Raw genomic sequence first — 25,658 nt, 5'->3', positions numbered from 1 at the left:
CCGGAGCCCGGCAACCAATGGCCTAGGCTCATCACGTGACGAGTGCCAATTCAGGCCGCTGGCTGATCCGTGTCGGGTCGGCGTCGTTCCTGGTGGGCCTGGTGTTCGTGGGCGTCGTCTTCCTGCCGTTCTTCGCCGGCTCGTCCGCTCAGCCCGCGCTGGCCGCGGTCGGCACGATGCTCGGCCCGCTCGGCTTCGCGCTGATCCTGGTCGGCCTGGTCCGTCGGGCCACGGCTACGAACCGCGCGGTCCGCGAGGCTCTCGAGGCCGACTGAAGTCCGCGAACCACGTCGGGAACGCCCGGAGGTCGTCCAGCACGACGTCGGCCCCGGCGCGCCGCAAGGCGTCGGCCGGGAACGGACCGGTAGCGACCGCGACCGACACCGTTCCCGCGGCCCGGGCCGCGGCGATGTCCGCGGTGTGGTCGCCGACGTAGACCACCGCGCCGCGCTCGGCGAGCGCGGGACCCTTGGCGGCGGCGTAGACGTCGCCGACGAGGTCGTCGACGGCGAGCCCGAGATGTTCGACGTGCAGCCAGGCGCTGCGGGCGATCTTGCTGGTGACGACGACCGTGCTGCCGCCGTGCGAATGCACGGCCTCGAGCGCGGAGACCGCGCCGGGCAGCGCGGCCGACGGACCGATCGCGAGCGACGCGTAGAGCCCGCGGTACCGGTCGACCATCGCCGGCACCCGCTCGGCCGGGAACCAGTTGGCGAGCTCGACGCTCAGCGGCGGTCCGAGCCGGGACGTGACCAACGCGGTGTCGATCGCGACGCCGGTCTCGGCGGCCAGCGCGTCGTAGACCGCGCCGATACCTGGGCGACTGTCGATCAGGGTCATGTCCAGGTCGAAACCGACCACGGGAGGCGTCAGGGGCATGGTTCCACGCTAATTAATGCGGGATTGGAGGAGGCGCGGCAGGGAGGCGGTCAGCTTCGCCCGCCTGCCGCGCCTCCGATACGACGCCACACGCCCCTACTAGGTCCGCGCCGTTGCAGACCCTGCGACGTCGCCATCCCGAATAGCAACGACCCAATTCGTCAGCCACTACCCGAGGAGTTTTTGCAGGTCATGGACCTGAAAGCCAGCGACCCTACCCCACAATCGGAGCATATGCCGGAAAATGTAGCATAGCTCGCACAACATCTCGAAAGAGGTCCACACAAGCCCTCGGGGGCAACACCACCCCGAAGCGCCCGGCCTCCAGCACCGGATACCCACAGGTATCGCGAATATCCGACCGGTAATCACATTCGGGCGCGAACGTGCGCGACAGTTCCACTGCAACTCCCGGCCACGGGTAGTTGCGGGGGGCCTTCGCACGCACTGGAGGATCGATGGACATCCGCCCGGCCGACTACCTGGAGTACGCGACCGTCTACTTCTGGGACGAGAGCGGCTCGTTCAGCGCCGAGGCCGAACGGCACGGGGGTCACCGCCCCTACCCGGGACGGCAGAACCGGAACAGCGAGACCCGGCACCACCGCTGCGGCGGCGCCGTTCGCCCGGGGACCGGAACCGCCCAGGCTTCGAGGAGGCACCCGTGATCGGACAGGACGCCGAGCGGCTCAGTCGGCACTACGCGGTCTGGCAGCGCCTGCGCGAGGCCCGCGCGCTGGCCCGCGAGGCCGACGACCTGACGCTGCTGGCCTACGCGCGCGACGACCTCAGCGATCTCTCGCTGGCCCTGTCGGAGTTCCTCCGCCTGCACGAACCGCGCGACGGATCACCGTTCTGCCCGGAGTGCTCCGGCACCTGGGCACGCGTCCCGTGGCCGTGCCCGATCTGGCAGAACGTGGAGAAGTCTCTCGGTCGTTAGTGGGCCGGGGCGTCTTCGGAGCCCGGGTGCACGTAGTCGATCTGGTCGTTCGGCAGCGGCAGCGGGATGTCGCCGAACGGGCTGGACGGCCCCTGGTGCTCGCCGAGGAACTCACTGACCGCCAGGTGACCGTCTTTCACCACGGCGCTCTTGCTGGGCTTGGCCTGACGGGCGTCGGACGCCATCGTTCCTCCTCGGTGCACTGACGACTGGAATCAGTGTGTCATTGCAGCGGGTCCGGAGTACCCATTGGGACCGCCCTAGTACACCGTTTGATCCGGGCCGCGATCAGGCGCGACCCGTCGGCGAGGCCGTACCACGACACGGCCTGGGCGCCGTATTCGCTGCACGAGGGCGTGTATCGGCATTTCGTCGGGAGATGCCGGCTGATCTTCCGCTGGTAGCCGCGGATCAACAGGACGCCGCCACGTCCTGGGATCGTGTTCTGTCTCTTCAGCGTCGGCTGCGTCCGTAGGAATGGGATCAGCAGGAGCAGCGTCCCCAGGCTCAGCAGGTTGAAGTTGCAGTCGCAGCCGTCGCACCCGTCACAGCCATCGCACCCATCACAGCCGTCGCGGCCTCCGTGATGGCCGTGCCCGCCGCAGGCGGGCAGATCGCACGCCCACCAGCCGTCGCCCGAGTCCCCGCCGTGGCCGCGCCGGCGCCGACGCTTCGCCCGGCGTCTCTCTCGCCAGCGGCGCCAGCCCGCCAACAGCATCCATCCCGTCTCGTTCGCCACGGGCCGAAGGGTGGCACGTGCAACCGAGAGCACGCTCGTGGGTGTCGGCATGCGGACCGTTGTCGGCAGAAACCGGTTAGCGTCTATTCGGTGAGTACGGCGAGCTTGGCAGATCACTATCGCGCGCTGACCGACGAACAGCTGGAACGGCTGTTCGCCGCGCGTCCGGACCTCGCCGTCCCGGTTCCGTCCGACTTCTCCGTATTGGCGCAACGTGCGCATTCTCGGATGTCGATCGCCCGGGCGCTGGATCACCTCGACCGGTTCCATCTGGAGGTGCTCGATGCGCTTCGGCTGGTCGCGGGCGCCGATCACCGCGCGGACCAGAAGGAAGCTCTCGATCTGCTGTCCGGCGCTCCGGACTTCACGGTCCGGAAGACGCTCGACCACCTGATCACGCTCGGCCTGGCCTGGCCCGACGGGGAGACCACGCTGCGGCTCCCGTCGATGCTCGACGAGGTCACGTCCCGCTATCCGGTCGGGCTCGGGCGTCCGGTGGCGCAGCTGATCCAGGACGAGCGCACCGAGGACGTCGCCCCGATCCTGGCCGCGCTGCACCTGCCGTCGGCCCGTCAGCCCGAGGCCACGGCGCTGATCACCGAGGCGTTCGGGGATCCGGTCCGGCTCTCGGCGCTGCTCGACGCCTGCCCGCCCGAGGCGATCGCCGTGCTCGAACGGCTGGCGACCGGCGGCAACCCGATCGGCGCGATCCGCGACGTCCGTCGTCCGGCCGACCCGTCGGACGCCGACACGCCGATCCGGTGGCTGCTCGTGCACGGGCTCCTCGTCCCGCTGGACGCCTCCACGGTCGAGCTTCCGCGGGAGGTCGGGCTCGCGTTGCGCGGCGATTCGCCGCTGGGGCCGCTGCACTCTTCTGCGCCGGTGCCGGCCGCGTCCGCGGCCGTCCCGGCCGATCGGATCGACGGGGCCGGGTCGGGCCAGGTGCTCGAGGTCCTGCGTCAGACCACGACTTTGTTGGACGCGTGCGCGAGCGAGCCGCCGCCGGTGCTGAAAGCGGGCGGACTGGGCGTCCGGGAGCTGCGTCGGCTCGCCCGGGCGGCCGCCGTCGACGAGCCGACCGCCGCGCTGCTGCTCGAGGTCGCGTACGAGGCCGGGCTGCTGGCCCGGACCCCGGACGCCGACCCGACCTGGCTGCCGACCGCCGCGTTCGACGTCTGGCAGGCCACGCCGGCCGAGCGCCGGTGGGCTCAGCTCGCGTCCGCGTGGTTCGGAATGGCGCGGATGCCCGCGCTGGTCGGTACCCGGGACGAGCGCGACCGGGCCGTCGCCGCACTGTCGGCCGAGGTCACCCGCTCGGCCGCCCCGACGCTCCGGGCCGCGACGCTGCAGGTACTCGTCGAATACCCGGGACCGCTGGCCACCGCCGACATCGTCGGCGTCCTCGACTGGCGGACGCCCCGCCGCAGCGGACGACGGCGGGACGAGGCGATCGCCGAGCAGTTGACCGAGGCCGGAGTCCTGGGGCTGGTCGCGCAGAACACCCTCACGTCGTTCGGCCGGGCGGTCGTGGTCGGCGAGGACCCGGTGCCGCTGCTGATCGATCTGCTGCCCGAGCCGGTCGACCACGTCCTGGTGCAGGCCGACCTGACCGTGGTGGCGCCCGGCCCGCTCGAGCCCGCGCTCTCGGCCGAGATGGCGCTGGTCGCCGACGTCGAGTCGGCCGGCAGCGCGACCGTCTACCGGGTGACGCCGGAGAGCGTCCGCCGGGCCCTGGACGCCGGCCGATCCGGCAGCGACCTGCACGCGTTCTTCGCCGCCCGCTCGCGCACGCCGGTGCCCCAGTCGCTGACCTACCTGATCGACGACGTCGCCCGCCGCCACGGTGGCCTCCGAGTCGGCGCGGCCGGGTCGTACGTGCGGAGCGACGACCCGGCGCTGCTCGCCACCGTGCTGGCCGACCGGCGCTGCACGGAGCTGAACCTGCGCCGGATCGCCGACACGGTGCTGGTGTCGTCGGCCGCCGTAGGACGGGTGGTCGACCTGCTTCGAGGCTGCGGCTACGCCCCGGGCGCCGAGGACGCGAACGGCGGCCTGGTACTCGGCTGGCCGGACGCGAAGCGCACCGCGGGCCGGTCGGCCCGGAGCACGCCCCGGGGCGCCAACGAGATCTCGCTGGACGCTGATTACCTGGCCGGAGCGGTAGCCGCGGTCCGCCGAGGCGACGAGGCCGCCCGCGCGGCCCGGCGCGCCCCGGTGCTCACCCAGCCCGGCGAGGCGGATCCGGGTGCCGCGGTAGGTGTTCTCCAACAGGCCGCGCGCGAGCGCGCTCGGGTCTGGCTCAGTTATGTCGACGCCCATGGGGGCGTCACGGCGCGGGTGGTGCGGCCGGTTTCGGTGGGTGGGGGGTATTTGCGGGCTGAGGATGATCGCACTGAGACCGAGCACACGTTCGCGTTGCATCGGGTTGTGAGTGCGATTCCGACGAAGGAGTGAGGGGTGCCCCGCACTTCTGAGCTGCCTGGCGGTCCGATCGGATCCCGCGCGCCCGGCAGTCGCCCGCCGGGAGAGCCAACCGATGCGGACGCAGGTCCGCCCAGCCGCGTTATGCCCTGAGCCGCCCCTGGCCGGCTTGCCCGCCGCCGGACGGCTTCCTGGTCGATAGCGAACTCGCGCAATCGACTCCGCCGCCGAACGGCCGGCGGGACCTCACTAGCCCGGAGAATGGTCAAGGTGCTTGACCGTTCTCGGGAACCTCATGGCTCCGCTCGCAGCCAGTTGACTGGCCGCCGCTACCGGCTCGCCCGGCAGCGGGCGGATTTGGCGGCCCTCGATATGAGCACCCGTATCGGACCCGGCCTTTCCTCCAGCGCTGCCGCACCAATCCGCTGAACGCTCCGCCTCATGAGGCGCACGCGATATCGAGGTCCCGACCAGCGCATTGGGCCGGCCCCTCGCCGGTCCGACTCGTGCGTTGGGCGCGCGCCCCTGCGTGCACCCCGGCGTGCGGCCTGGGCAATGCCGAGCCGGCTAAGGCCCGGCGCGCAGTTTGACGGCTTTCCGGGCTCAAACAGCGCGGAATAACCCCGATTTGGCGTCAAACCGCCGAGAGCATGGGCGAACGGTCGCGCAGGGGCCAAGAGGGAACCGCTGGGCTACGTGCCCGACTTGTTGCCAAAAACGTGAACCTGGGTGCCAACCTCGGTCAAACCGTAAACAGCCTTCGCGTCACTCGCCAGCAGATTCACACAACCGTGCGAGCCACCCGCCGACTCGTCCGAATAGAACGACGTATCCGCAGCGTGCAGGCCGAAGTCCTGGTAGAAGCGCTCCCAGTACGGCAACTTCGTGCCGTATTCACTCGATGTCGTCAGTGTCTTTTTCTCGCTGATCTCGAACTGACCGACCGGAGTTTTCAGCCCCTTACCGCCCGTCCGCACCACGACCGGGGCAAAAACTACAGAACCCGTCCGCATCACCCAGAGCGTCTGGCGGGTCAGGTCGACGCAGACCGTCGTCGTCGTGGCGTCCGCCTGGCAGGACGCCGGGGACGAGCCGTAGAGGCGGTCGGCGATCTCGGCGGTCGCGTCGTCGGCGAAGCCGGTGACGGTCGGCAGCGCGACCGCAGTCTGGAACTTCCGGATCGCCGCGCAGTCCGTCCCGTCCTGCGTCGCATCCATCGTGACCTGGCCGAACTTCGCCGTCTGCGTCGCCAGATACTGCTCGACCCGCGCCTGCCCGGGTCCGGTCCGCGCGCAATACCCACCAGCGCGAGACGCCCGATTGTCACTGGAACGCGCCGGAGCGGCGATGTCGATCGCGCTCGCCGTTCCGGTACTCGAACTACGCGTCACCATCGAGACCGCACCGTACGAGATGCTCCCGGCCACCGCGGCGGCGACGACACCGGCAATACCGACCTTCGCGGCCCGGCCGACCGGGTTCTCGCGGCGACGACGCCCACGCATGCGGGTGTGCTTCCCGCGTGGCGCTTCCTCAGCGATATAGATGTACTCCGTGGTGTCTGCTGAGGATGAATGTCGACCAGGCACGGACCGAAGATTACGCGCGCGCTACGAGGATTGCCGACTCTCCGAAGCATTCCGTCCTGTCACACACGTATCGCTGCAGGTCAACTCACCCTTGTGACAGTAATAACGCCGCTGCGTGTAGAACCCCGATCACCCAGAGCGGTTGAACGCGTGATTCACGTTCGGCCACCCGGCTACCTGCGGACCACGCTCGCGCGAGGGACACTGGAAGGCGTGCCCAACGGACCCCTGATCGTCCAATCGGACAAAACTCTGCTGCTCGAGACCGACCACCCGGACGCCCAGGCCTGCCGGATGGCGATCGCCCCGTTCGCCGAGCTCGAACGGGCCCCCGAACACGTCCACACCTACCGGCTGACGCCGCTGGGGCTGTGGAACGCCCGCGCGGCCGGCCACGACGCCGAGTCGGTGGTGGACGCGCTGGTCAGGTTCTCGCGATACCCGGTACCGCACGCGCTGCTGGTCGACGTCGCCGACACGATGGACCGGTACGGTCGGCTGCAGCTGCTGAACTCGCCCGTGCACGGGCTCGTGCTGCACGCGCTCGACCGCGCGGTCCTCGTCGAGATCACCCGGAACAAGAAGGTCTCCCCGATGCTCGGGGCGAAGATCGACGACGACACGGTCGCGGTCCACCCGTCCGAGCGCGGCCGGCTCAAGCAGGTGCTGCTGAAGGTCGGCTGGCCCGCTGAGGACCTGGCCGGTTACGTCGACGGGGAAGCGCACTCGATCGACCTGGCCGAAGACGGCTGGACGCTGCGCTCGTACCAGCAGGAGGCGGTCGACAACTTCTGGGCCGGCGGCTCCGGCGTCGTCGTGCTGCCCTGTGGAGCGGGCAAGACGCTGGTCGGCGCGGCCGCGATGGCCCAGGCCAAAGCCACGACGCTGATCCTGGTGACGAACACGGTCGCCGGACGCCAGTGGAAGCGCGAGCTGATCGCCCGCACTTCGCTCACCGAGGACGAGATCGGCGAGTACTCGGGCGAGCGCAAGGAGATCCGCCCGGTCACGATCGCGACCTACCAGGTCATGACGTCCCGGAAGAACGGCGAGTACCGCCACCTGGAGCTGTTCGGCGCCCGCGACTGGGGCCTGATCGTCTACGACGAGGTGCACCTGCTGCCCGCGCCGATCTTCCGGCTCACCGCCGACCTGCAGTCGCGCCGCCGGCTCGGGCTCACCGCCACGCTGGTCCGCGAGGACGGCCGCGAGGGCGACGTCTTCTCGCTGATCGGCCCGAAGCGCTACGACGCCCCGTGGAAGGACATCGAGGCGCAGGGCTGGATCGCGCCGGCCGAGTGCGTCGAAGTGCGCGTCACGATGACCGACGCCGAGCGGATGACGTACGCGGTCGCCGAGCCCGAGGAGCGGTACCGGGTGTGCGCGACCGCGCGCACGAAGATGCCGGTCGTCCGGAAGCTGGTCGAGAAGCACCAGGGCGAGCAGGTGCTGGTGATCGGCGCCTACCTCGACCAGCTCGACGAGATCAGCGCCGAACTCGAGGCGCCGGTGATCGAGGGCAAGACGACCAACCGCGAGCGCGAGCGGCTGTTCGACGCGTTCCGGCGCGGCGAGATCAACACGCTGGTCGTCTCCAAGGTCGCGAACTTCTCGATCGACCTGCCCGAGGCCGCGGTCGCGATCCAGATCTCCGGCACGTTCGGCTCCCGGCAGGAGGAGGCGCAGCGGCTCGGGCGCGTCCTCCGGCCCAAGGCCGACGGACGGCAGGCGCACTTCTACACGGTGGTCAGCCGCGACAGTCTGGATGCGGACTACGCGGCTCACCGGCAGCGGTTCCTCGCCGAGCAGGGGTACGCCTACACGATCGTCGACGCCGACGACGTGATCGGACCACCGCTCCCCGACGTCGGCTGAGGCTGGGGCTCAGCTGCTCCGCGGACGCAGACCCGACCGGCGCCGGAGTGCCTCGTCGAACGGGCGCCAGTCCATCCCGTCCCGACTGTCGACGCCGAACTTGGCCGCGAGGGCCGCGATCACCAGCCAGAGGATCACTATCCCGAGCATCATCAGTTCCACCTCTCGACTCCAGTCCAATTGGCCCCACCAGCCCCCTGGTGGACCGGTCCAACACCGGCAATGATGGTGGCACGACCCGCGAGAGGACAGTGCCAATGACTGCCGAGGTGGACCGTTATTCCGACGACGACGACCGGTCCAATGACGAATCGCGGCTCGTCCACGTGATCAGTGACTGGTCTGTCGGAGAGGGTCCGCTCTACCAGCAGTTGGCCGCGGCCGTCCGGCGCGGCATCGCCGAGGGTGCGCTCCCGGCCGGCAGCAGCCTGCCGGCCGAGCGGCGGCTGGCCGCCGTGCTGGCGGTCAGCCGCGCGACCGTGGTGGCGGCCTACGATCAGCTCCGCGGCGAGGGCCTGGTCGAGAGCCGCCGCGGCAGCGGCACCCGGATCGCGCGCACCGCGCGCGCCAACCGCCTTCCGGGTGGGGACGGCCGGGTGCCCGGCGGTCAGTCGGCCCAGCTGTTCCAACGACTCATCGACGGACCGGGAGGCATCCTCTCGCTGGCCTCCGCGGCCGGCAGCGCGGACAGCGTGGTCCCGGTCGCGCTGGACGAGGTCGCGCGCCACGACCTGGCCGCGGCCATGATCGAGCCGGGCTACCAGCCGCACGGCATCCCCCGGCTGCGCGAGGCGATCGCCGGATACCTGACCCGGATCGAGTTGCCCAGCGCGCCGAACGAGATCCTGGTGACGACCGGCGCGCACCAGGCCGTCGATCTGATCGCCCAGCTCTACCTGCGGCCGGGTGCGCGGGTCGCGGTCGAGGCGCCGGGCTGGCCGGCCTGCTACGACGTGTTCCGCGGCGCCGGGGCGACGCTGGTGCCGATCCCGATCGACCAGGACGGCGTCCGCACCGAGGCGCTGGCCCGCGTGCTCGCCGAGAGCCCGATCGACCTCGTGTACCTGATGCCGACGTTCCACAACCCGACCGGGAACCTGCTCTCGGCCGCCCGGCGCCGCCGGATCGTCGAGCTCGCGGCCGAGCACGACGTCGTGGTCGTCGCCGACGACACGCTCTCGGGCGTCAGCCTCGGGCACGACGTGCCGCCGCCGCTGCCCGCTTTCGCGGCCGCGGCCGGCGACCGGCCGGTGACGCTCATCCAGCTCGGGTCGCTGTCGAAGTCGGTCTGGGGCGGTCTGCGGGTCGGCTGGGCCCGGGCGTCGTCCGACGTGATCAGCCGGCTGGCCCGACGTAAGGCGCTGGCCGACCTCGGCTCGCCGATCATCGACCAACTCGTCGCGGCCCGGATCGTGCCCGACCTGGAAGACCTGATCGAGCGACGGGTCCCGGAGCGGCGCGCGCAGCTCGCGACGATCGAGGCGCTGCTGGCCGAGCACCTGCCGAGTTGGCGCTGGCAGACGCCCCGCGGGGGGCCGTCGCTGTGGATCGAGATGCCCGGCGTGGACGCGGGCACGTTCACGCAGATCGCGTTGCGGCACGGCGTCGAGGCGATTCCGGGGAGCTCGATGGACGTGTCCGGCGGGCACGATTCCCACCTGCGTCTGCCGTACTGCTTTCCCGACGAGTTCCTCGCCGAGGTCGTGCGCCGATTCGCGGCCGCGTGGACGGAGCTCGACCGGCACCTGCCGTGGGAGCCCCGCCTGCGGCCGGTCGTCTGAACTCGAATCTTGTCACTCACGCTGGTGTGAACCGCGGTTGACTTGTCCAATTCGTTCGACTTCGCCGACTTTCGCGTTACCAGCTGGTAACTTGCCTGGCCATGCGGCGCGGCATCGGATTCACCCTCATCTGCCTGGGTCTGTTCCTGGCCGTTCTCGGTGGCGCGATCCGGTACTGGGCCTACGACCGGCTGGTCGTCGTCCCCATTGATCTCTACAGCACGCTCGACCTACCGGGGCGAGCCACCTATCTGGACCTGACCGCGGTCCGGGAGAAGACCGCGGACGTCGTCCTGCGGCAGACGGTCCGGGCCGACGTCTCCGAGAGCACCGACCGCGTGCTGGTCGTCGACCTGTCGCAGGTGATCTCGACCGCGGACGGTCAGTTCATCCGGGCATCGGTGGAGCACGCGGCGATCGACCGGCGGTCGGGCGCGGCGGTGAACTGCTGCGACGAGTCCGTGGACGAGACGCCGGCCGAGCACTCGGGTTACCTGTTCAAGTTCCCGTTCGGGACGCCGCAGCGGGACCTGACGCTCTGGGACGGCACGTCGTCGACCGCGAACCCGGCGAGGTACGCCGGGACCGACACGGTCGCGGGCCACACCGTCTACCGGTTCGTGACGCACTCCCCCGCCCGGCAGATCCGGACCCAGACCGACACCGGGGCACTGGTGGGTGAGCCGCGCACTTTCGACGCTCCGGTGTGGAACGAGAGCACGAGGACGTACTGGGTCGAGCCGGTGACCGGAACGCCGCTGGCGTTGCAGGTGACGACCAGGACGACGCTGCGCAACTCGCGGAACCAGGACCGGGCGACGGTGTTCGCGGGGACGTTGCGGAGCGCACACCCGGACGCGCAGACGCTCGCCCTGGTCACCGACGGCAAACGACGGATCGAGCTGGTGCAGCGGTGGCCGCTCCGGGCGATCGGGGCCGGCGGAGTCCTCGCCGCCCTCGGCGTGGCGCTGCTGCTGTGGAGACGCCCACGGCCCCGCCACCGCGCGGCCGCCCGAACCCCTGCCCCGGTGAGCCCGGCACCCCCGAGAAGCACCTCCCGCGCCCTACCGATCGGGCAGCGCGCCCCCGAGCGCTGGAGCGGCGGAAGCGCTCGGCACGCGACCGACGAGATCCCGGTCGCCGACCGGCCGCTCAGCCGCTACGTCCGCCCCTATCTCGACGGGGAGACCGAACGCCCGACCGGCCGGCACCGAGCCCCCGAAGAACCCCTCAGACCGCCGCCGCGATCTTCTCCACGACCGCCTTCGTGAACGCCGGCAGATCATCCGGCTTCCGGCTGGTCACGAGGTTCTCGTCCACGACGAGCTCCTGATCCACCCACTCCGCCCCGGCGTTCCGGAAGTCGGTCTGCAGGCTCGGCCACGACGTCACCGTCCGTCCGGACGCGACACCGGCCTCGATCAGCACCCATCCGCCGTGACAGATCACACCGACCGGCTTCCCGGCCGTGAAGAAATCCTTGACGAAACTCACGGCCCGGTGGTCCACCCGGACGAAGTCCCCATTGGCCACACCGCCAGGAAGAACGAGCGCAACGTAATCGTCTGCGTCCACATCGTCGAGAACACGATCGACCTGACGCGTGTCGCCATGGTCCAAATGGTTGAACGCCTGAATTTTCCCGTCCGCGAGCGAGATCAGTTCGGGCTGTCCGCCGGCATCCGTTACCGCAGCCCACGGCTGGTCGAGCTCCACCTGCTCGACGCCGTCGGTAGCCACGAACGCGACCCGTGCACCGTTCAATTGCGTAGCCATCGTCAGCCTTTCGTCGTCTTTGGTCCGCCGTGGCTTTCCCGCCGATAACGAGCCCAAACTGGAGACGCCAAGACAGCCGATGACCGTGAAAGCGACGCAGATTAAATTGCCTAGTGGCGCTGAGTCAGCTGATCCCTCGCTCGGACCTTAAGCGTTCAACCGAACGGTCTAGGGCGCTTGACGCCCGAGCCCGGAGGTCGGAGGCTGGCCCTATGAGCACACCTCTGGTTCTGACGCTCTTCACCGTGCTGACGGTCGCGGTTATCGCGGGCATCATGGGCACGGCGCTGTGGGGTCGTAACCGCTCGAAGGACGAGGACCTCGAGCCCGTCTACGAGGGCCACTCCAGCCTCTTCGACGAAGTGCACCACTAAGAAGCGGCAGGCTTACGCACGTCCGGAGCGCCGAGGCGGGCCGCGTCCGCGGTCAGGTCGTCGGGCATCCGCTGTGACTCCCGCTCCGCCTGCACCCGGGCCCGGTAGTGCTCCACTTCCCGGCGCCGGGTCGCCGCGTCCCACCCGAGCACCGGCGCGAGCAGGTCGGCGACGTCCTCCACCGAGTCCATCCCCCGGTGCGCGGTCTCGATCGAGATCCGGGTCCGGCGGGTCAGCACGTCGTCCAGGTGCAGCGCACCCTCGTGCGAGGCGGCGTAGGCGATCTCGGCGGCCAGGTACTCGGGCGCGCCGCTCACCGGCTGCCCCAGCCGCGGGTCCTCGTCGATCGAGGCCAGCAGCTCGGTGGTGAGCGTCCCGTACCGCTCGAGCAGGTGTTCGACCGCGCCCACGGTCACTCCGTGCCTGCGCGCGAGGTCGGCCCGGTTCGCCCACATCGCCGCGTAGCCGTCGGCGCCGATCAGCGGGATGTCCCGGGTGCGGCTCTCCGGCACGTCGTGCAGGCGGTGGGCGGCCTTGTCGATGACGTCCGCGGCCATCACCCGGTAGGTCGTGTACTTCCCGCCCGCGACCAGCATCAGCCCGAGCATCGGCTCGACGACCGCGTGCTCGCGGGAGAGCTTCGACGTCGCCTCGTCCTCGCCGGCCAGCAGCGGACGCAGCCCGGCGTACACGCCCTCGATGTCGTCGTGCGTGATCGGACGCTCCAGCACCGCGTTCACGTGGTCGAGGATGTAGTCGATGTCGACGCTGGAGGCGGCCGGATGCGCCCGGTCGAGGTCCCAGTCGGTGTCGGTCGTGCCGATGATCCAGTGCCCGCCCCACGGGATCACGAACAGCACGGACTTCTCGGTACGCAGGATCAGGCCGACGTCCCCGGAGATGACCGACCGGGGCACCACCAGGTGCACGCCCTTGGACGCCCGGACCCGCAGGCCGGGGCGTTCGTGCAGCATCTCTGAGAGATCGTCGCTCCACACGCCGGTCGCGGCTACGACCGTGCGGGCCTTGACCTCGAACTCGTCCTCGGTCTCCAGATCGCGCACGCGGACGCCGACGACCTCGCGGGCGTTGCGCAGCAGGCCGACGACCCGCGTGCTGGTGGCCGCCACCGCCCCGTAGGACGCCGCGGTGCGGGCCAGCGTGAGCACGAAGCGGGCGTCGTCGACGTGGCCGTCGTAGTAGCGGATCGCACCGACCAGCGCGTCCCGGCGCAGGCTCGGGAACAGCCGGCGGGCCGCGGTGCGGGTGAGGTGCTTGTGCCGGGGCACGCCCCGGGCGGTGCCCAGGATCGACCCGAGCGTGTCGTAGAGCGCGACCCCGGCGCCGTAGTACAGCCGCTGCCAGCCGTGGTGCTCGAGCGGCAGCAGGAACGGCGTCGGGCGCACCAGGTGCGGGGCGAGCGTGGTGAGCAGCCGCCCGCGCTCCTCCAGCGCCTCCCGCACCAGGCTGAAGTTGAGTTGCTCCAGGTAGCGCAGGCCGCCGTGGATGAGCTTGCTCGACCGGCTGGACGTCCCGGCCGCGTAGTCGCGCGCCTCGACCAGCGCGACCGACAGGCCTCGGCTGGCCGCGTCGAGCGCGGCTCCGGCCCCGGTCACGCCCCCGCCGATCACGACGACGTCGAACGTCTCGTCACGCAGCCGCTGTAGTGCGGCGACGCGCTGCTCCGGACCGAGCTGACTGGCGGCGAAGCGGGACACCTGCGGATTCCGACTCACCGCTCCACGGTACGTCGCCACGGTTGTCGCCGGATCAAGCAGGGCCGATACGGTGCGCCCATGCAGCCGAACGCGACGCCCGGGGTGCCTCGTTGGATCGCGCCGACCGCGGTGTCACTCGCCGGGGTCTGGGCCGCCGGGGTGACCGCGGTCGGTCAGGTCGGTGGCTGGGGGGTCGAGGAGGTCCTGACCGCCACCGGGTACGAGGTGCCCGGTGCCTACTGGCCGCTGCTGTCGGTCGTGGTCGCGCTGGTGGCCGGTGGGCCGGCGGCGCTGGCCTGGGTGCTGGTGAAGCGTCCGGTGCTCCGGGGGATCGCGCGGTCGTGGACGTTCGCGGCCGGGTGTGCGGCGGTGCTCGGGCTGGTGCGGGTCGTGCCCTGGTCGTTCGGGGACACGTCGACGTCGGTGCTGTTCGCGGTCGTCGCGCTGGGGTTGGTGTTCGTCGTCCGGGGTGGGGTTTCCGGGGGTGAGCCCGCGCGGCCCCGGGTCGGTGGGATCGGCGTGCTGGCCTCGCTGGCGGTCGGGCTGCTCGTGCTGCTGCCGTGGTGGTGGGTGGGGGCGCTCGGCAGCCCGTTGGACGCGGTCGCCGCGTTGCTGGCCGCGCTCGCGCTCGGCGCGCTGGCCTCCCGGCTGCGCCGGATTGGTCCGGTCCGGGTGCCGGTGGGTGGGCCGGTGGCCGGTCTGGTGCTGGATGCGCTGGTCGTCGCGGTTCCGCTGACGTTGCTGGCCGGGGCCTTCGGTACGCCGGGCCTGCAGGTGCTGCTGCTCGGCGTGCTGCCGGCCGCCGGCCTGGCGTTGGCCGTCACCGAACCGCGGGGGCGGTGGGCCGGCCTGCTGCTGGTGGCCGCGTGTGCCTACGGCCCGCTCGGTTTTGCGGACGCCGAGGAGATCTCGGTCCTGTTGATTCCGGGCGACGTCCCGCGCTGGGCAGCCGTGGCGACGGGTGTCTCGGCGTGGTTGGCGCTGGTCGCGGGCGCGGTAGCGGCCATCGTCCTCGTGCTGCGCACCCGCCGGACGGTCCCGGTCGTGGCCGCCCGGGGGCGGGGGCGCGTGCTGGCCGGGCTGGCCGTGGCGGTCGTCGTGTTGGCTTCGGCGACGGTGTGGGTGGGGCCGGGGCGGGCCGGGTTCTTCGGCGACCGGCTCTTCGTCGTCCTGAGCAGTCAGGCCGACCTGACCGCGGTCGCGAACACGACCGACCTCACTGCCCGCCGGAGGGCGGTCTACGACCGCCTGGTCGAACACGCGCGCCGGACGCAGGCGCCGCTGCTCTCCGCGCTGCGGAAGGCCGGAGCCGACCCGACGCCGTTCTACCTGGTCAACGCCATCGAGGTGGACGACACCCCGGTGGTCAGGGCGGTGCTGGCCGCGCGCGACGACGTGGCGTCGGTGCGCCCGAACCCCGAGCTCCGCCCGATCCCCGAGCTCGCCGGACCCGGCGCGGCGAGCGACGAGACCCCGACCGGCCCGCCGGCCAACCTGCTCACGATCAAGGCCCCGGAAGCCTGGGCCGACGGCGTCGACGGCCGCGGTGTTACGGTGGGCTTCTCCGACAGCGGCGTCGACGTCACGCACCCGACGCTGCGCCCGGGCTACCGCGGTGGCGCCGACAGCTGGTACGACCCGTGGTTCTCGACGACGACCCCGACCGACCCGAACGGGCACGGCACCCACACCGCGGCCAGCGCGGTCGGTAAGACGGTCGGCGTGGCTCCCGGCGCGACCTGGATCGGGTGCGCGAACCTGGCCCGCCCGCTCGGCAACCCGGCCTACTACCTGGGCTGTCTGCAGTTCATGCTGGCCCCGTTCCGCACCGGAGGCGATCCGTTCACCGACGGTGACCCGGCCCGCGCGGCCGACGTCCTCAGCAACTCCTGGGGCTGCCCCGACCTGGAGGGCTGCGGGGCGAACACGCTCGAGCCGGCGACGAACGCGCTCCGGGCCGCCGGCATCTTCGTGGTGGCGGCGGCGGGCAACTCCGGGCCGCGCTGCCGGACGATCACCGACCCGATCGGCCGGTACGACTCGGTGTTCACGGTCGGTGCCGTCGACGACAAGAAGGAGATCGCGTCGTTCTCCTCGCGCGGCCCGGTGCCGAGCGACTCCGAAGCGAAGCCCGACCTGGTCGCGCCGGGCGTCGACGTGCTGTCGGCCTGGCCCGGCGGTGGGTACGCCCGGCTGTCCGGGACGTCGATGGCGACGCCGCAGGTGGCGGGCGTGGTGGCGCTGGTCTGGCAGGCGGCACCGTCGCTGCGCGGCGACGTCACGCGGACCGCGGCCCTGCTCCGGGCGAGCGCCCAGGACGCGAGCCTGGGCGGTACCAGCGCCTGCGGAGGCAGCGAGCGCAACGTGCTGGGCGCGGGCGAAGTGGACGCGTCCGCCGCCGTCACCCTGGCCCGCCAGACCACCGCCACCCGCCCCCGCTGACGCGCGCCCCTCGGCGTCCGCGGGCCGCGGGCCGCTTCGGGCCGCGGGCGCGGGCCGCTCCGGGCCGCGGGCGCGGGCCGCTCCGCGGTCTGACGGGTTGTCGGGCCTTCCGGGCCCCGGAGAACCCCGATAGCCCGTCAATCCGCGCGGCCACCCCGCACGCGAAAGGGCGGGCCCGGGGAAACCCCGGACCCGCCCCAGGCGACCGGCCCGAAGGGGCCGGCGCTACGGACTCAGAAGTCCATGCCGCCCATGCCACCCGACGGGTCGCCGGCCGGAGCCGCCGCCTTCTCGGGCTTGTCGGCCACCACCGCGTTGGTGGTGAGGAACAGCGCGGCGATCGACGCGGCGTTCTGCAGCGCGGAACGCGTGACCTTGGTCGGGTCGATGATGCCCTCGCCGACCAGGTCGACATACTCGCCGGTCGCGGCGTTCAGGCCGTGGCCCGACGGAAGGTTGCGCACCTTCTCCGCCACGACGCCACCCTCGAGACCGGCGTTGACCGCGATCTGCTTGAGGGGAGCCTCGAGAGCGACCTTGACGATGTTCGCCCCGGTCGCCTCGTCGCCCGAGAGCTCGAGCTTCTCGAACGCGACGCTGGACGCCTGGAGCAGAGCGACGCCACCACCGGCGACGATGCCCTCCTCGACGGCGGCCTTGGCGTTGCGCACCGCGTCCTCGATGCGGTGCTTGCGCTCCTTGAGCTCGACCTCGGTGGCCGCGCCGACCTTGATGACGGCGACGCCGCCGGCCAGCTTGGCCAGGCGCTCCTGGAGCTTCTCGCGGTCGTAGTCCGAGTCGGAGTTCTCGATCTCGGCCCGGATCTGGTTCTTCCGGCCCTCGATCTGCTCCGCGTCGCCGAAGCCGTCGACGATCGTGGTCTCGTCCTTGGTCACGACGACCTTGCGGGCGCGGCCCAGCAGGTCGATCGTCGTGTTCTCGAGCTTGAGACCGATCGTCTCGCTGATGACGGTGCCACCGGTGAGGATGGCCATGTCGGTCAGCATCGCCTTGCGGCGGTCACCGAAGCCCGGCGCCTTGATGGCGGTGGACTTGAAGGTGCCCCGGATCTTGTTGACGATCAGCGTCGCGAGGGCCTCGCCCTCGACGTCCTCGCTGATGATCGCGAGCGGCTTGCCACCCTGCATGACCTTCTCCAGCAGCGGGAGGAGGTCCTTGACGGTGGAGATCTTGCCCTCGACGAAGAGGATGTACGGGTCGTCGAGGACGGCCTCCATCCGCTCGGTGTCGGTGGCGAAGTACGGGCTGATGTAGCCCTTGTCGAAGCGCATGCCCTCGGTGAGCTCGAGCTCGAGCCCGAAGGTGTTGCTCTCCTCGACGGTGATGACGCCTTCCTTGCCGGCCTTGTCCATCGCCTCGGCGATGATCTCGCCGACCGAGGTGTCAGCGGCCGAGATCGAGGCGGTGGAGGCGATCTGCTCCTTGGTCTCGATCTCCTTCGACGCGTTGCCGAGCGCCTCGGAAACCGAAGCCACAGCGGCCTCGATGCCCTTCTTCAGCGCGATCGGGTTCGCACCGGCGGCCACGTTGCGGAGGCCCTCGCGGACCAGCGCCTGGGCCAGCACGGTCGCGGTGGTGGTGCCGTCACCCGCGACGTCGTCGGTCTTCTTGGCTACCTCTTTGACGAGCTCGGCGCCGATCTTCTCCCACGGGTCCTCGAGCTCGATCTCCTTGGCGATCGACACACCATCGTTCGTGATGGTCGGCGCGCCCCACTTCTTCTCGAGGACGACGTTGCGGCCCTTGGGGCCGAGCGTCACCTTCACGGCGTCGGCGAGCTGGTTCATGCCCCGCTCGAGGCCGCGGCGAGCCTCCTCGTCGAACGCGATCAACTTGGCCATTCGGTGATGTCCTCCGATGGTGTCGGACCCCCGGATGCCGCGCACGGACAACCGGAGACTGCACGGTCGGAACGGTGCCCGCGACGGACGACCCCCCACTGCGCCGGCACGGACCGGCCAGTCAGGAGCCTCACCTTCCCGACCCTTGGCACTCAAGACTACCGAGTGCCAACCCCCTGTTTAGCACTCGACCCAGGGGAGTGCAAGGAAACACCAGGCGTCCGAGCAGGCCCCGGGGGGCGCTCGCGGCGCCCTCGAGGGCGCCCGCGGGTCGGCCGCCGGCTCGGGAATACGAATTGGTAGCGCGGAAAACAGACGGGGCCCGTTCCGGTCACCCCACCGGAACGGGCCCAGCCCGAAACGAACCAGACGGAACCTGCGCCTAGGAGGCGACGACCTTGACGTTTTCCGCCTGCGGACCCTTCGGCCCCTGAGTGACCTGGAAGTCGACCCGCTGGCCGTCTTCGAGAGCCTTGTACCCGTCCATCATGATCGCCGAGTAATGGACGAAGACATCAGCGCCGCCGTCGACGGCGATGAAGCCATAGCCCTTCTCGGAGTTGAACCACTTGACAGTGCCCTGCGCCACTGTGCACTTCCCTCACTTGCTGTTGCCCGCGGAGACGCACTCCTTGACCATGCGTCCCGGGTCTTTCGTCCAAGAGCCCCGCACTAGCAAACGCACGAACACTGGCAAGAACGAACTGCGACCGGTCAGGACGGTACCGGACCTCTAAGCAGCGCGGAAGTGACGCTACGAAAAGGCCGCGGTTACTGGGGAAGTTTCTGCCGATGCGATAACGGACGCTACCCGGAAACCGTATTACTGGGGTTTCCCAGCAGAACCACGCCTCCCACTGGTCTGGGTAAGAGGTATACCGGGAATTCAGATCCGGGCTTATTACCAACTAGTTCATAAGCAATTACCGGAGATACGTACCCGTTCGTTCTATTTATGCGGAAATAGGCGTTGAAAGCGAAACGACAAACGGCTCCGCACAGAGCATTGGATCACTTGTGCGGAGCCGTTCGAGAGGCGGGCTACCCGAGCAGGCCGGCCTCGCGCGCGCTGCGCAGCGACGGCTCGATCCGGTGCGTCGGCCCGACCTGGCTCTCGACCGCGTCCGCGGTCTTGAGGCCCTCACCGGTGTTGAAGACGACGGTCTCGGCGTCCCGGTCGATCGCGCCCTCGGCCACCAGCTTCTTGAGGACGGCGATCGTGACGCCACCGGCCGTCTCGCCGAAGATGCCGGTCGTCTCGGCGAGCAGCCGGATACCGGCCCGGATCTCGTCGTCGTCGACCGCGGCGATCGCCCCACCGGTGCGCCGGACGGCGTCCAGGACGTAGGGGCCGTCGGCCGGGTTGCCGATGTTCAGCGACTTCGCGATGCCGGTCGGCTTCACCGGCCGGACGACGTCCTGGCCCTCGGCGAACGCGGTGTAGACGGGCGAGCAGCCCAGCGACTGGGCGCCGAACACCCGGTAGGCCCGCTCGTCGACGATGCCGGCCTTGACCAGCTCGCCGAACGCCTTGTCGACCTTGGTGAGCAGCGAACCGGACGCGATCGGCACCACGACCTGGGCCGGGAGCCGCCAGCCGAGCTGCTCGGCGACCTCGTAGCCCAGCGTCTTCGAGCCCTCGGCGTAGTACGGCCGGACGTTCTGGTTGACGAACGCGGTCGACTCGAACGCGTCGTCCTCCTGCAGCTCGCTGGTCAGCCGGTTGACGTCGTCGTAGCTGCCGTCGACCGCGACCAGGCGCGGGTTGTAGACGGCCGAGGCCAGGATCTTGCTGGGCTCGAGGTCGGACGGGATGAAGACCGTGGCCTGCCAGCCGACGCGGGCCGCGTGGGCGGCGACCGAGTTGGCCAGGTTGCCGGTGGACGCGCAGGCCACCGAGTTGTAGCCGAGCCCCTTGGCCGCGGTCAGCGCGAGCGAGACGACGCGGTCCTTGAACGAGTGCGTCGGGTTGGCGGAGTCGTCCTTCACCCAGAGTGGGGCGTTCAGGCCGATCGCCTCGGCCAGCCGGTCGGCGCGGACCAGCGGCGTCAGGCCGGGGTTCAGGCTCACCCGGTCGTCCGGGTTCTGGCCGACCGGGAGCAGCGGCGCGTAGCGCCAGATGTTGTTCGGGCCGGACTCGATCTGCGCGCGGGTGACCGCGGCGAGCGCGTCGGCGTCGTAGCCGACTTCCAGCGGACCGAAGCACTCCGCGCAGGCGTGGACCGCGATCAGCGGGTATTCGGCCCCGCAGTTGCGACAGCGCAGGACGCGGGCCGGGCTGGAGGCGCCGTGGCCGGCATTGGTCTGGGCAGCGAGAAGTGACGTCATGGCGAGGCTTGCCTCATCTCTCCCGGATTCACCGGGACGGAAGTGGCACCTGTCGCACCCGCCTCGCCGTAGCGAGTGATGCGATGGTTGCCGGGGCTTCACCGGGCCGTGTCCCTCTGCCCCTCTGGATGAGTTCGTATGAAGTTGTGTCGCCTAGTTTACGGCGCGCGCTCCGATTCGTGTCGCGGATCCTCCCAGCCGATGGGAGTTGCCTAGCTCACTGTGCTGACCTCTTTACACACAGCGGCGGTGCCGTGCTCCTTGTTTGAAGCTGGAGCCCGCCCAGGGCGGCGCTGACATCCGCGCCACTCGACGTCGCGTACTGGTCGTACTCAAGTCGGGTGGCGCGGCTGTCCCCGTCGTTCTGGGCGGGCCGCCCACTACTGGAAGAGGCCGCGGCGTTGGGTGAGGATCTGTAGGTGCTCGTGGAGCCACTGCTCCCAGTTGAGGTCCTCGGCGCCGGCGTATTGGACCGTGAAGCGGTTGTACGCGTCGCTGCCGGAGCTCAGGAACCCACCGCGCTTGTCCAGCTCCAGCAGCACGTCCATCGACTGCGGACCGGAGATGAACGTGACCTCGAGCTCGTTGACCGCGCCGGCGTACTGGTGCGCCGGGTAGAACTCGATCTCCTGGTAGAACGGCAGCCGCGACCCGTAGAGCGTCCCCCGCTCCAGGTCGGCCCCCTTGAACTGGAACCCGAGCCGGTTGAACGCGTCCAGCAGCCGCGCCTGCGCGGGTAGCGGGTTCACCTGGATCGGGTCCATGTCCCCCTTGTCCAGCGCCCCGGCCAGCTCCAGCTCGGTCCGCACCCCGAGCTGCATCCCGTGCAGCGGGTACCCGTTGACGCTCGTGATCGGCGTCTCCCACGGCACCGCCAGCTCGAACGGCACCGCGTGGAACGCGCCCGGCTGCAGGCTGAACCGGTGCCCGAGGTGCAGCCGCTGGAACGCCAGGTTCGTGTTGTGCTCGTAGTCCTCGCCGCCCAGCGTCTGCCCCTCGACCTCGACCCGCGCGACCAGCTCCAACTCGACGCGGTCCACGACCATCTCGACGTTGCCGCCGCCGATCCGCACTTCGCCCCGGAGCACACCGCCCGGTTGCGTCTGCGGGGTAGCGAGCACCGTGTCGACGGACGCTCCGCCGCCGAACATCGCCGAGAGCTTCTTGAACATCACGCGATCCTTTGCCGAGTCGGTCGTGCTTACTCGCGGTCATATTCGCAGTTCGCGTCCCACAAAGGCACACACCCGTCAGAGATACGACTAGCTCACGATGTCTTTGCGGAGAAAGCGCCACCAGGCCAGCGAGAGAAAGACGGTCGTGTAGACGACAGCCGAAACCGTCCCCTTCACCATGTCCTCTGCATCGATCGGTGACGACAACAACGAGAGCCAGGCCGTTCCGTACCGAGTCGGGAGCAGCCCGCGCAGATCCCCGAGTGCGGTGACCGCCTCGAGAATGTTCGAGATGATCCACAGCATCACGGCCCCACCCACCGCACCGAGCGGCGCATCGGTTCGCACCGAGAGGTAGAACGCGAGTCCGGCGACCGGCAGCAGCGTGATCGCGATATAACCGACCGCCAGCAGAATGCGACCGAGCGCCTCCAGCGCCGGAATATCCGCACCGAGCTGCGTCCGCAACGGATGCCATCCGAACGCGAGCGTCCCGGCGATCATTGCCACGGTCGGCAACAGCAGCAGCGCGAATCCGCTGTAGGCCAGACCGACCGTGAGTTTCTGCCGGAGCAGCCGCCCGCGCGGCACCGGAGACGCGAGCAGATAGCGCAGCGTCCCCCAGCTCGCCTCGCTGGCCACCGTGTCACCGCAGAACAACGCGACGACCACCAGCAGCAGGAAGCTGGACGCCACGTAGATCGAGAACAGCGTGAAGTTCGCCCCGCCGGACGTGGCCACGTCGGCGATGCTGGCGCCCTCCTGGGCCGAATCCGGATCCGACGGCACCCCGACCTTGAACGCCGCCACCAGGATCAGCGGCAACACGACCAGGAACCCGAGCGCGATCTGGGTCCGCCGCCGGGTCAGCTGCCGCGCGAACTCGGCGCCGAAACTCAACGTCCGCCCAGGCCGGAAAGCGACGCTCATTTCACCAGCTCCAAGAAGACGTCTTCCAGACGGCGGCGCGCGACCAGCCGCTCCACTCCGACCCCGGCTCCGACCAGCTCCCGCACGACGTCTCCCCGCTCCGCCCCGGCCAGCTCGACGACGAGCCCGTGCCCGTTCGGCTGGGCCACCGAGACGCCCGGCATCGCCCGCAGCGCCGTGAGTGCAACTTCCTCATCGCCGGACCTGACCCCGACCAGGACCGACCGGCCCTCGCCGACGATCTCGGCGACCGGACCGGCGGCAACGCCGGTGCCCTTGCTGACCACGACGACGTGCGTGCAGACCTGCTCCACCTCGGCCAGCAGGTGCGAGGAGACCAGCACCGCGCGGCCGTCGGTCGCGTACCGGGAGAGCACCTCGCGCATCTCGGCGATCTGCGGCGGGTCGAGTCCGTTCGTCGGTTCGTCGAGTACCAGCAGGTCGGGCAGGCCGAGCATCGCCTGCGCGATCGCCAGCCGCTGACGCATGCCCTGGCTGTACGTCTTCACCTTGCGTTCGACGGCGGCGCCGAGCCCGGCGATCTCCAGCGCCTCGTCCAGCCGGGCCGACTCGGCCGGACGCCCGGTCGCCTGCCAGTACCGGCGCAGGTTCTCCAGCCCGGAGAGGTGCGGCAGGAAGCCGGGCCCCTCGACGAACGCGCCGATCCGCGACAGCACCGGCGCGCCGGGCCCGATCCGGTGCCCGAACACCAGGATCTCGCCGCCGCTCGGCCGGATCAGCCCGAGCAACATCCGCAGCGCGGTCGTCTTGCCCGCGCCGTTCGGCCCGAGCAGCCCGACGACCTGCCCCGGCTCGACGGTGAACGACAGGTCGCGCACGGCCAGGTACCCGTCGCCGTAGGCCTTGCGGAGCCCGCGGACGGTCAGCGGGACCTCCGCGGTCGCGGGGTCGACGGCGGAGGTCCGCCGGCGCGCGCGGACGATCAGCACGGCCGAGGTCACTCCGAGGACCACGAGCAGCAGCAGGCCGGCCAGCACCCACAGCCAGGTACCGGTGGCGTCCGCCACCGGCACCGGGGTCACCTCGGGCAGGTGCAGGCTGTTCGCGGCCACGGCCACCTGGTAGACGGCCGGCGTCACCGGCCCGGCGTAGGCCTGGTCACTGGTACTGATCACCAGGCGGACGCTGTGCCCGGACTCGAAGCGGTGGCCGAGCGTCGGCAGCGTCACGGTCACCGGCAACCGGCTCCCGAGCTGGTCGGCGGACCGGGGCAGGCCGGTCAGCCGCACCGGCGCGACCGCCCCGCCGGGCAGCGTGGCCCGGCCGTCCGCATCGACGTCGTAGAGCTTGACGAACAACACGGCCTCACCGGTCGGCGACGCGGCCTGGATCTGCACGGTCGGCGCCCCGGCGACGTCGATCGAGCGGGACAGCTCGACCCCGGTGTAGTTCGCGAACTGCCCCGGGACGTCGATGCCGGCACTGGACAACCGGCTGGTCAGCGCGCCGGTGCCGGGCAAAGACGAGAGCGCGGCCGGGGTGCCGGCCGGCGGGTTCGCGATCGGCTGCGGGCTGGGGCCGTAGAGCCGGACCCGATAACCGTCACCCTGCGGCGGATAACCGTTGAGCGTGTAGATCCGGGTGGTCGGCCGGGTGTCCCGGACGCTGATCGCGCCGGCCGTCGTGTAGCTGAAGTCGGTGTTCGGTTTCGGACCGCCGCCGCGCAGGTAGTGGTGAAGCCAGTCGAGCGTCAGCGCGTCGATGCGGTCGGACTCCCGGGTCGACGGGCTGGAATCGTGGCCGCCCGCGTACCAGGCGACCTTCACCGGCGTGCCGGTCGCGGCGATCCCGCGGGCGTTGGCGTCGGCCTCGGAGAGCGGGAACAGCGTGTCGGCCTGGCCCTGGATCAGCAGCGTCGGCGCCTTGATGCGGTTCAAGATGCCGGCCGGGCTGGCCCGGTCGAGCCGCCGGATGATCTCCGGCGTGGCCCGCCCGGTGGTCGCGGCCTGCAGGTACAGACGGCAGAGGTCGGGCGAGAACCGGCCGCACTGCACGAGTTCCTCGGCCTTGGCCGGGTCGATGCTGGCCGGGTCGATCTCGCCGTTCGAGTCCGAGCGCGCGCCCAGCAGCGCGGCCAGGTCGCTGGGGTTCCCGCCACCGGCCCCCGCGCTGCCGAAGAACAGGCCGGCCCAGGAGCGCTTGAACACGCCGTCGGCCGGCCCGGCCCCGGTGGACTCGGGGAAGAACGCGTTGGGCAGGTCGTTCCAGGTGATCTGCGGGACGATCGCGTCGACCCGCTGGTCGTAGCCGGCCAGCAGCAGGCTCAGCGCCCCGCCGTACGAGCCGCCGACCACGGCCACCCGCGGGTCACCGGAACCGTCCTGCTCGACGTCGTCCCGGTCGGCCAGGCGGTCGATCAGCGCGCGGGCGTCGTTCACCTCGTAGTCCGGGTCGTCGAGGGAGATCGTGCCGCCCGAGCGGCCGAACCCGCGCGCGCTCCAGGTCAGCACGACGTAGCCCTGACCGGCCAGCTTGCGGGCCTGCGCGGCGACGCTGTCTTTACTGCCGCCGAACCCGTGGGCGAGCAGGACGGCGGGCACCGGATGGTCGGCCGAGGCGCTCGACGGGACGAAGACCGAGGTGTCCAGCGCGATCGGCTGGTTCCGGCCCGGCCCCGACTGCACGGTGACCATCGCGGACGTCGTCCGGACCGACTCCCCGTCGGGCCAGCGGATCCAGACGATCAGCGCGGCGACCGCGACGATCACGGCCACCGTGGTGAGAACTCGCCTGACGGTGACCACTGCGCGCCAACCCGTGCGCGCCGGTCCGGGCATCCCTGTCACAGGATCACCCTAGGTTGACGTT

Annotated in this window: 22 protein-coding genes and 1 riboswitch; of the genes, 9 read left to right on the top strand and 13 right to left on the bottom strand. The window is 70.7% G+C overall.

Annotated elements, in window-relative coordinates; genetic code table 11:
• Positions 1-35 precede the first annotated feature (35 nt).
• The gene (locus FL583_RS20390; RefSeq protein WP_142706292.1) at positions 36-275 is read left to right on the top strand and encodes a hypothetical protein; all 240 of its coding nucleotides are present in this window, start codon (positions 36-38) and stop codon (positions 273-275) included.
• Here the strand turns inward: FL583_RS20390 and FL583_RS20385 are convergent.
• On the bottom strand, positions 235-879 hold the full coding sequence (locus FL583_RS20385; protein ID WP_205752302.1) for an HAD family hydrolase: 645 nt from the start codon (positions 877-879) through the stop codon (positions 235-237). The genes FL583_RS20390 and FL583_RS20385 overlap by 41 nt on opposite strands.
• A gap of 458 nt (positions 880-1,337) precedes the next feature.
• On the opposite strand from FL583_RS20385, the gene FL583_RS20380 reads away from it, so the two are divergent.
• A complete protein-coding gene (locus tag FL583_RS20380) occupies positions 1,338-1,547 on the top strand; it encodes a hypothetical protein (RefSeq protein WP_142706291.1) in 210 nt (69 codons plus the stop codon).
• Positions 1,544-1,819: a hypothetical protein gene (locus FL583_RS20375; RefSeq protein ID WP_142706290.1), complete on the top strand. Its 276-nt coding sequence runs from the start codon at positions 1,544-1,546 to the stop codon at positions 1,817-1,819. The genes FL583_RS20380 and FL583_RS20375 overlap by 4 nt, the downstream gene beginning before the upstream one ends.
• On the opposite strand, the gene FL583_RS20370 is transcribed toward FL583_RS20375, so the two are convergent.
• Positions 1,816-2,004 carry a hypothetical protein gene (locus FL583_RS20370; protein WP_142706289.1) on the bottom strand — a complete coding sequence of 63 codons (189 nt, stop codon included), beginning with the start codon at positions 2,002-2,004 and terminating at the stop codon, positions 1,816-1,818. The genes FL583_RS20375 and FL583_RS20370 overlap by 4 nt on opposite strands.
• Before the next feature lie 38 nt (positions 2,005-2,042).
• Complete coding sequence (gene yidD, locus FL583_RS20365) at positions 2,043-2,558, bottom strand: membrane protein insertion efficiency factor YidD (RefSeq protein WP_205752301.1); 516 nt, start codon at positions 2,556-2,558, stop codon at positions 2,043-2,045.
• 90 nt (positions 2,559-2,648) lie between these two features.
• Here yidD and FL583_RS20360 point away from each other — a divergent pair, with 90 nt between their 5' ends.
• Positions 2,649-5,012 (top strand): helicase-associated domain-containing protein, encoded by a 2,364-nt coding sequence (locus tag FL583_RS20360; protein ID WP_170323753.1) that lies wholly within the window; start codon positions 2,649-2,651, stop codon positions 5,010-5,012.
• A 659-nt stretch (positions 5,013-5,671) separates the two neighbouring features.
• Here the strand turns inward: FL583_RS20360 and FL583_RS20355 are convergent.
• Entirely contained in the window at positions 5,672-6,568 is an 897-nt protein-coding gene (locus FL583_RS20355; protein ID WP_142706286.1) for a L,D-transpeptidase, read from the bottom strand.
• A gap of 213 nt (positions 6,569-6,781) precedes the next feature.
• Here FL583_RS20355 and FL583_RS20350 point away from each other — a divergent pair, with 213 nt between their 5' ends.
• A complete protein-coding gene (locus FL583_RS20350) occupies positions 6,782-8,443 on the top strand; it encodes a DNA repair helicase XPB (RefSeq protein WP_142706285.1) in 1,662 nt (553 codons plus the stop codon).
• 9 nt (positions 8,444-8,452) lie between these two features.
• On the opposite strand, the gene FL583_RS40235 is transcribed toward FL583_RS20350, so the two are convergent.
• Positions 8,453-8,596 (bottom strand): hypothetical protein, encoded by a 144-nt coding sequence (locus tag FL583_RS40235; RefSeq protein ID WP_170323761.1) that lies wholly within the window; start codon positions 8,594-8,596, stop codon positions 8,453-8,455.
• A gap of 104 nt (positions 8,597-8,700) precedes the next feature.
• Between FL583_RS40235 and FL583_RS20345 the strand changes: the two genes are divergently transcribed.
• Complete coding sequence (locus FL583_RS20345) at positions 8,701-10,224, top strand: aminotransferase-like domain-containing protein (RefSeq protein WP_142706284.1); 1,524 nt, start codon at positions 8,701-8,703, stop codon at positions 10,222-10,224.
• Positions 10,225-10,325: 101 nt separating this feature from the next.
• Positions 10,326-11,495 carry a cell envelope lipid trafficking protein PgfA gene (gene pgfA / locus FL583_RS20340; protein ID WP_142706283.1) on the top strand — a complete coding sequence of 390 codons (1,170 nt, stop codon included), beginning with the start codon at positions 10,326-10,328 and terminating at the stop codon, positions 11,493-11,495.
• Here the strand turns inward: pgfA and FL583_RS20335 are convergent.
• Positions 11,455-12,000 (bottom strand): type 1 glutamine amidotransferase domain-containing protein, encoded by a 546-nt coding sequence (locus FL583_RS20335; protein WP_170323773.1) that lies wholly within the window; start codon positions 11,998-12,000, stop codon positions 11,455-11,457. The genes pgfA and FL583_RS20335 overlap by 41 nt on opposite strands.
• A gap of 212 nt (positions 12,001-12,212) precedes the next feature.
• On the opposite strand from FL583_RS20335, the gene FL583_RS40230 reads away from it, so the two are divergent.
• Positions 12,213-12,374: a hypothetical protein gene (locus FL583_RS40230; protein ID WP_170323760.1), complete on the top strand. Its 162-nt coding sequence runs from the start codon at positions 12,213-12,215 to the stop codon at positions 12,372-12,374.
• Here the strand turns inward: FL583_RS40230 and FL583_RS20330 are convergent.
• Positions 12,371-14,092, bottom strand: a complete 1,722-nt coding sequence (locus FL583_RS20330) for a glycerol-3-phosphate dehydrogenase/oxidase (RefSeq protein ID WP_142706388.1) — start codon at positions 14,090-14,092, stop codon at positions 12,371-12,373. The genes FL583_RS40230 and FL583_RS20330 overlap by 4 nt on opposite strands.
• A 78-nt stretch (positions 14,093-14,170) precedes the next feature.
• On the opposite strand from FL583_RS20330, the gene FL583_RS20325 reads away from it, so the two are divergent.
• Positions 14,171-16,534, top strand: a complete 2,364-nt coding sequence (locus FL583_RS20325; protein ID WP_142706282.1) for a S8 family serine peptidase — start codon at positions 14,171-14,173, stop codon at positions 16,532-16,534.
• Positions 16,535-16,767: 233 nt separating this feature from the next.
• Here FL583_RS20325 and groL read toward each other — a convergent pair whose 3' ends face one another.
• The 6 genes from groL to FL583_RS20295 form a co-directional block, all read right to left on the bottom strand.
• Positions 16,768-18,396, bottom strand: a complete 1,629-nt coding sequence (gene groL / locus FL583_RS20320; RefSeq protein WP_142706281.1) for a chaperonin GroEL — start codon at positions 18,394-18,396, stop codon at positions 16,768-16,770.
• Positions 18,397-18,778: 382 nt separating this feature from the next.
• Positions 18,779-18,985 carry a cold-shock protein gene (locus FL583_RS20315; RefSeq protein WP_142706280.1) on the bottom strand — a complete coding sequence of 69 codons (207 nt, stop codon included), beginning with the start codon at positions 18,983-18,985 and terminating at the stop codon, positions 18,779-18,781.
• Between the two features lie 452 nt (positions 18,986-19,437).
• Positions 19,438-20,724 (bottom strand): threonine synthase, encoded by a 1,287-nt coding sequence (thrC, locus tag FL583_RS20310; RefSeq protein ID WP_142706279.1) that lies wholly within the window; start codon positions 20,722-20,724, stop codon positions 19,438-19,440.
• A gap of 10 nt (positions 20,725-20,734) precedes the next feature.
• Positions 20,735-20,859, bottom strand: a riboswitch (SAM riboswitch).
• A gap of 245 nt (positions 20,860-21,104) precedes the next feature.
• Positions 21,105-21,896 (bottom strand): sporulation protein, encoded by a 792-nt coding sequence (locus FL583_RS20305; RefSeq protein ID WP_205752300.1) that lies wholly within the window; start codon positions 21,894-21,896, stop codon positions 21,105-21,107.
• A gap of 90 nt (positions 21,897-21,986) precedes the next feature.
• On the bottom strand, positions 21,987-22,829 hold the full coding sequence (locus FL583_RS20300) for an ABC transporter permease (protein ID WP_142706277.1): 843 nt from the start codon (positions 22,827-22,829) through the stop codon (positions 21,987-21,989).
• Entirely contained in the window at positions 22,826-25,627 is a 2,802-nt protein-coding gene (locus tag FL583_RS20295; protein WP_142706276.1) for an alpha/beta fold hydrolase, read from the bottom strand. Before FL583_RS20295 ends, FL583_RS20300 begins: the two co-directional genes overlap by 4 nt.
• Positions 25,628-25,658 lie beyond the last annotated feature (31 nt).

The organism is Cryptosporangium phraense, from assembly GCF_006912135.1.
In the GTDB taxonomy this organism is placed as follows: Bacteria; Actinomycetota; Actinomycetes; order Mycobacteriales; family Cryptosporangiaceae; genus Cryptosporangium; species Cryptosporangium phraense.
Note: the sequence above shows the minus strand (reverse complement) of the source record. Positions and strands in the feature narration are given on the sequence as shown.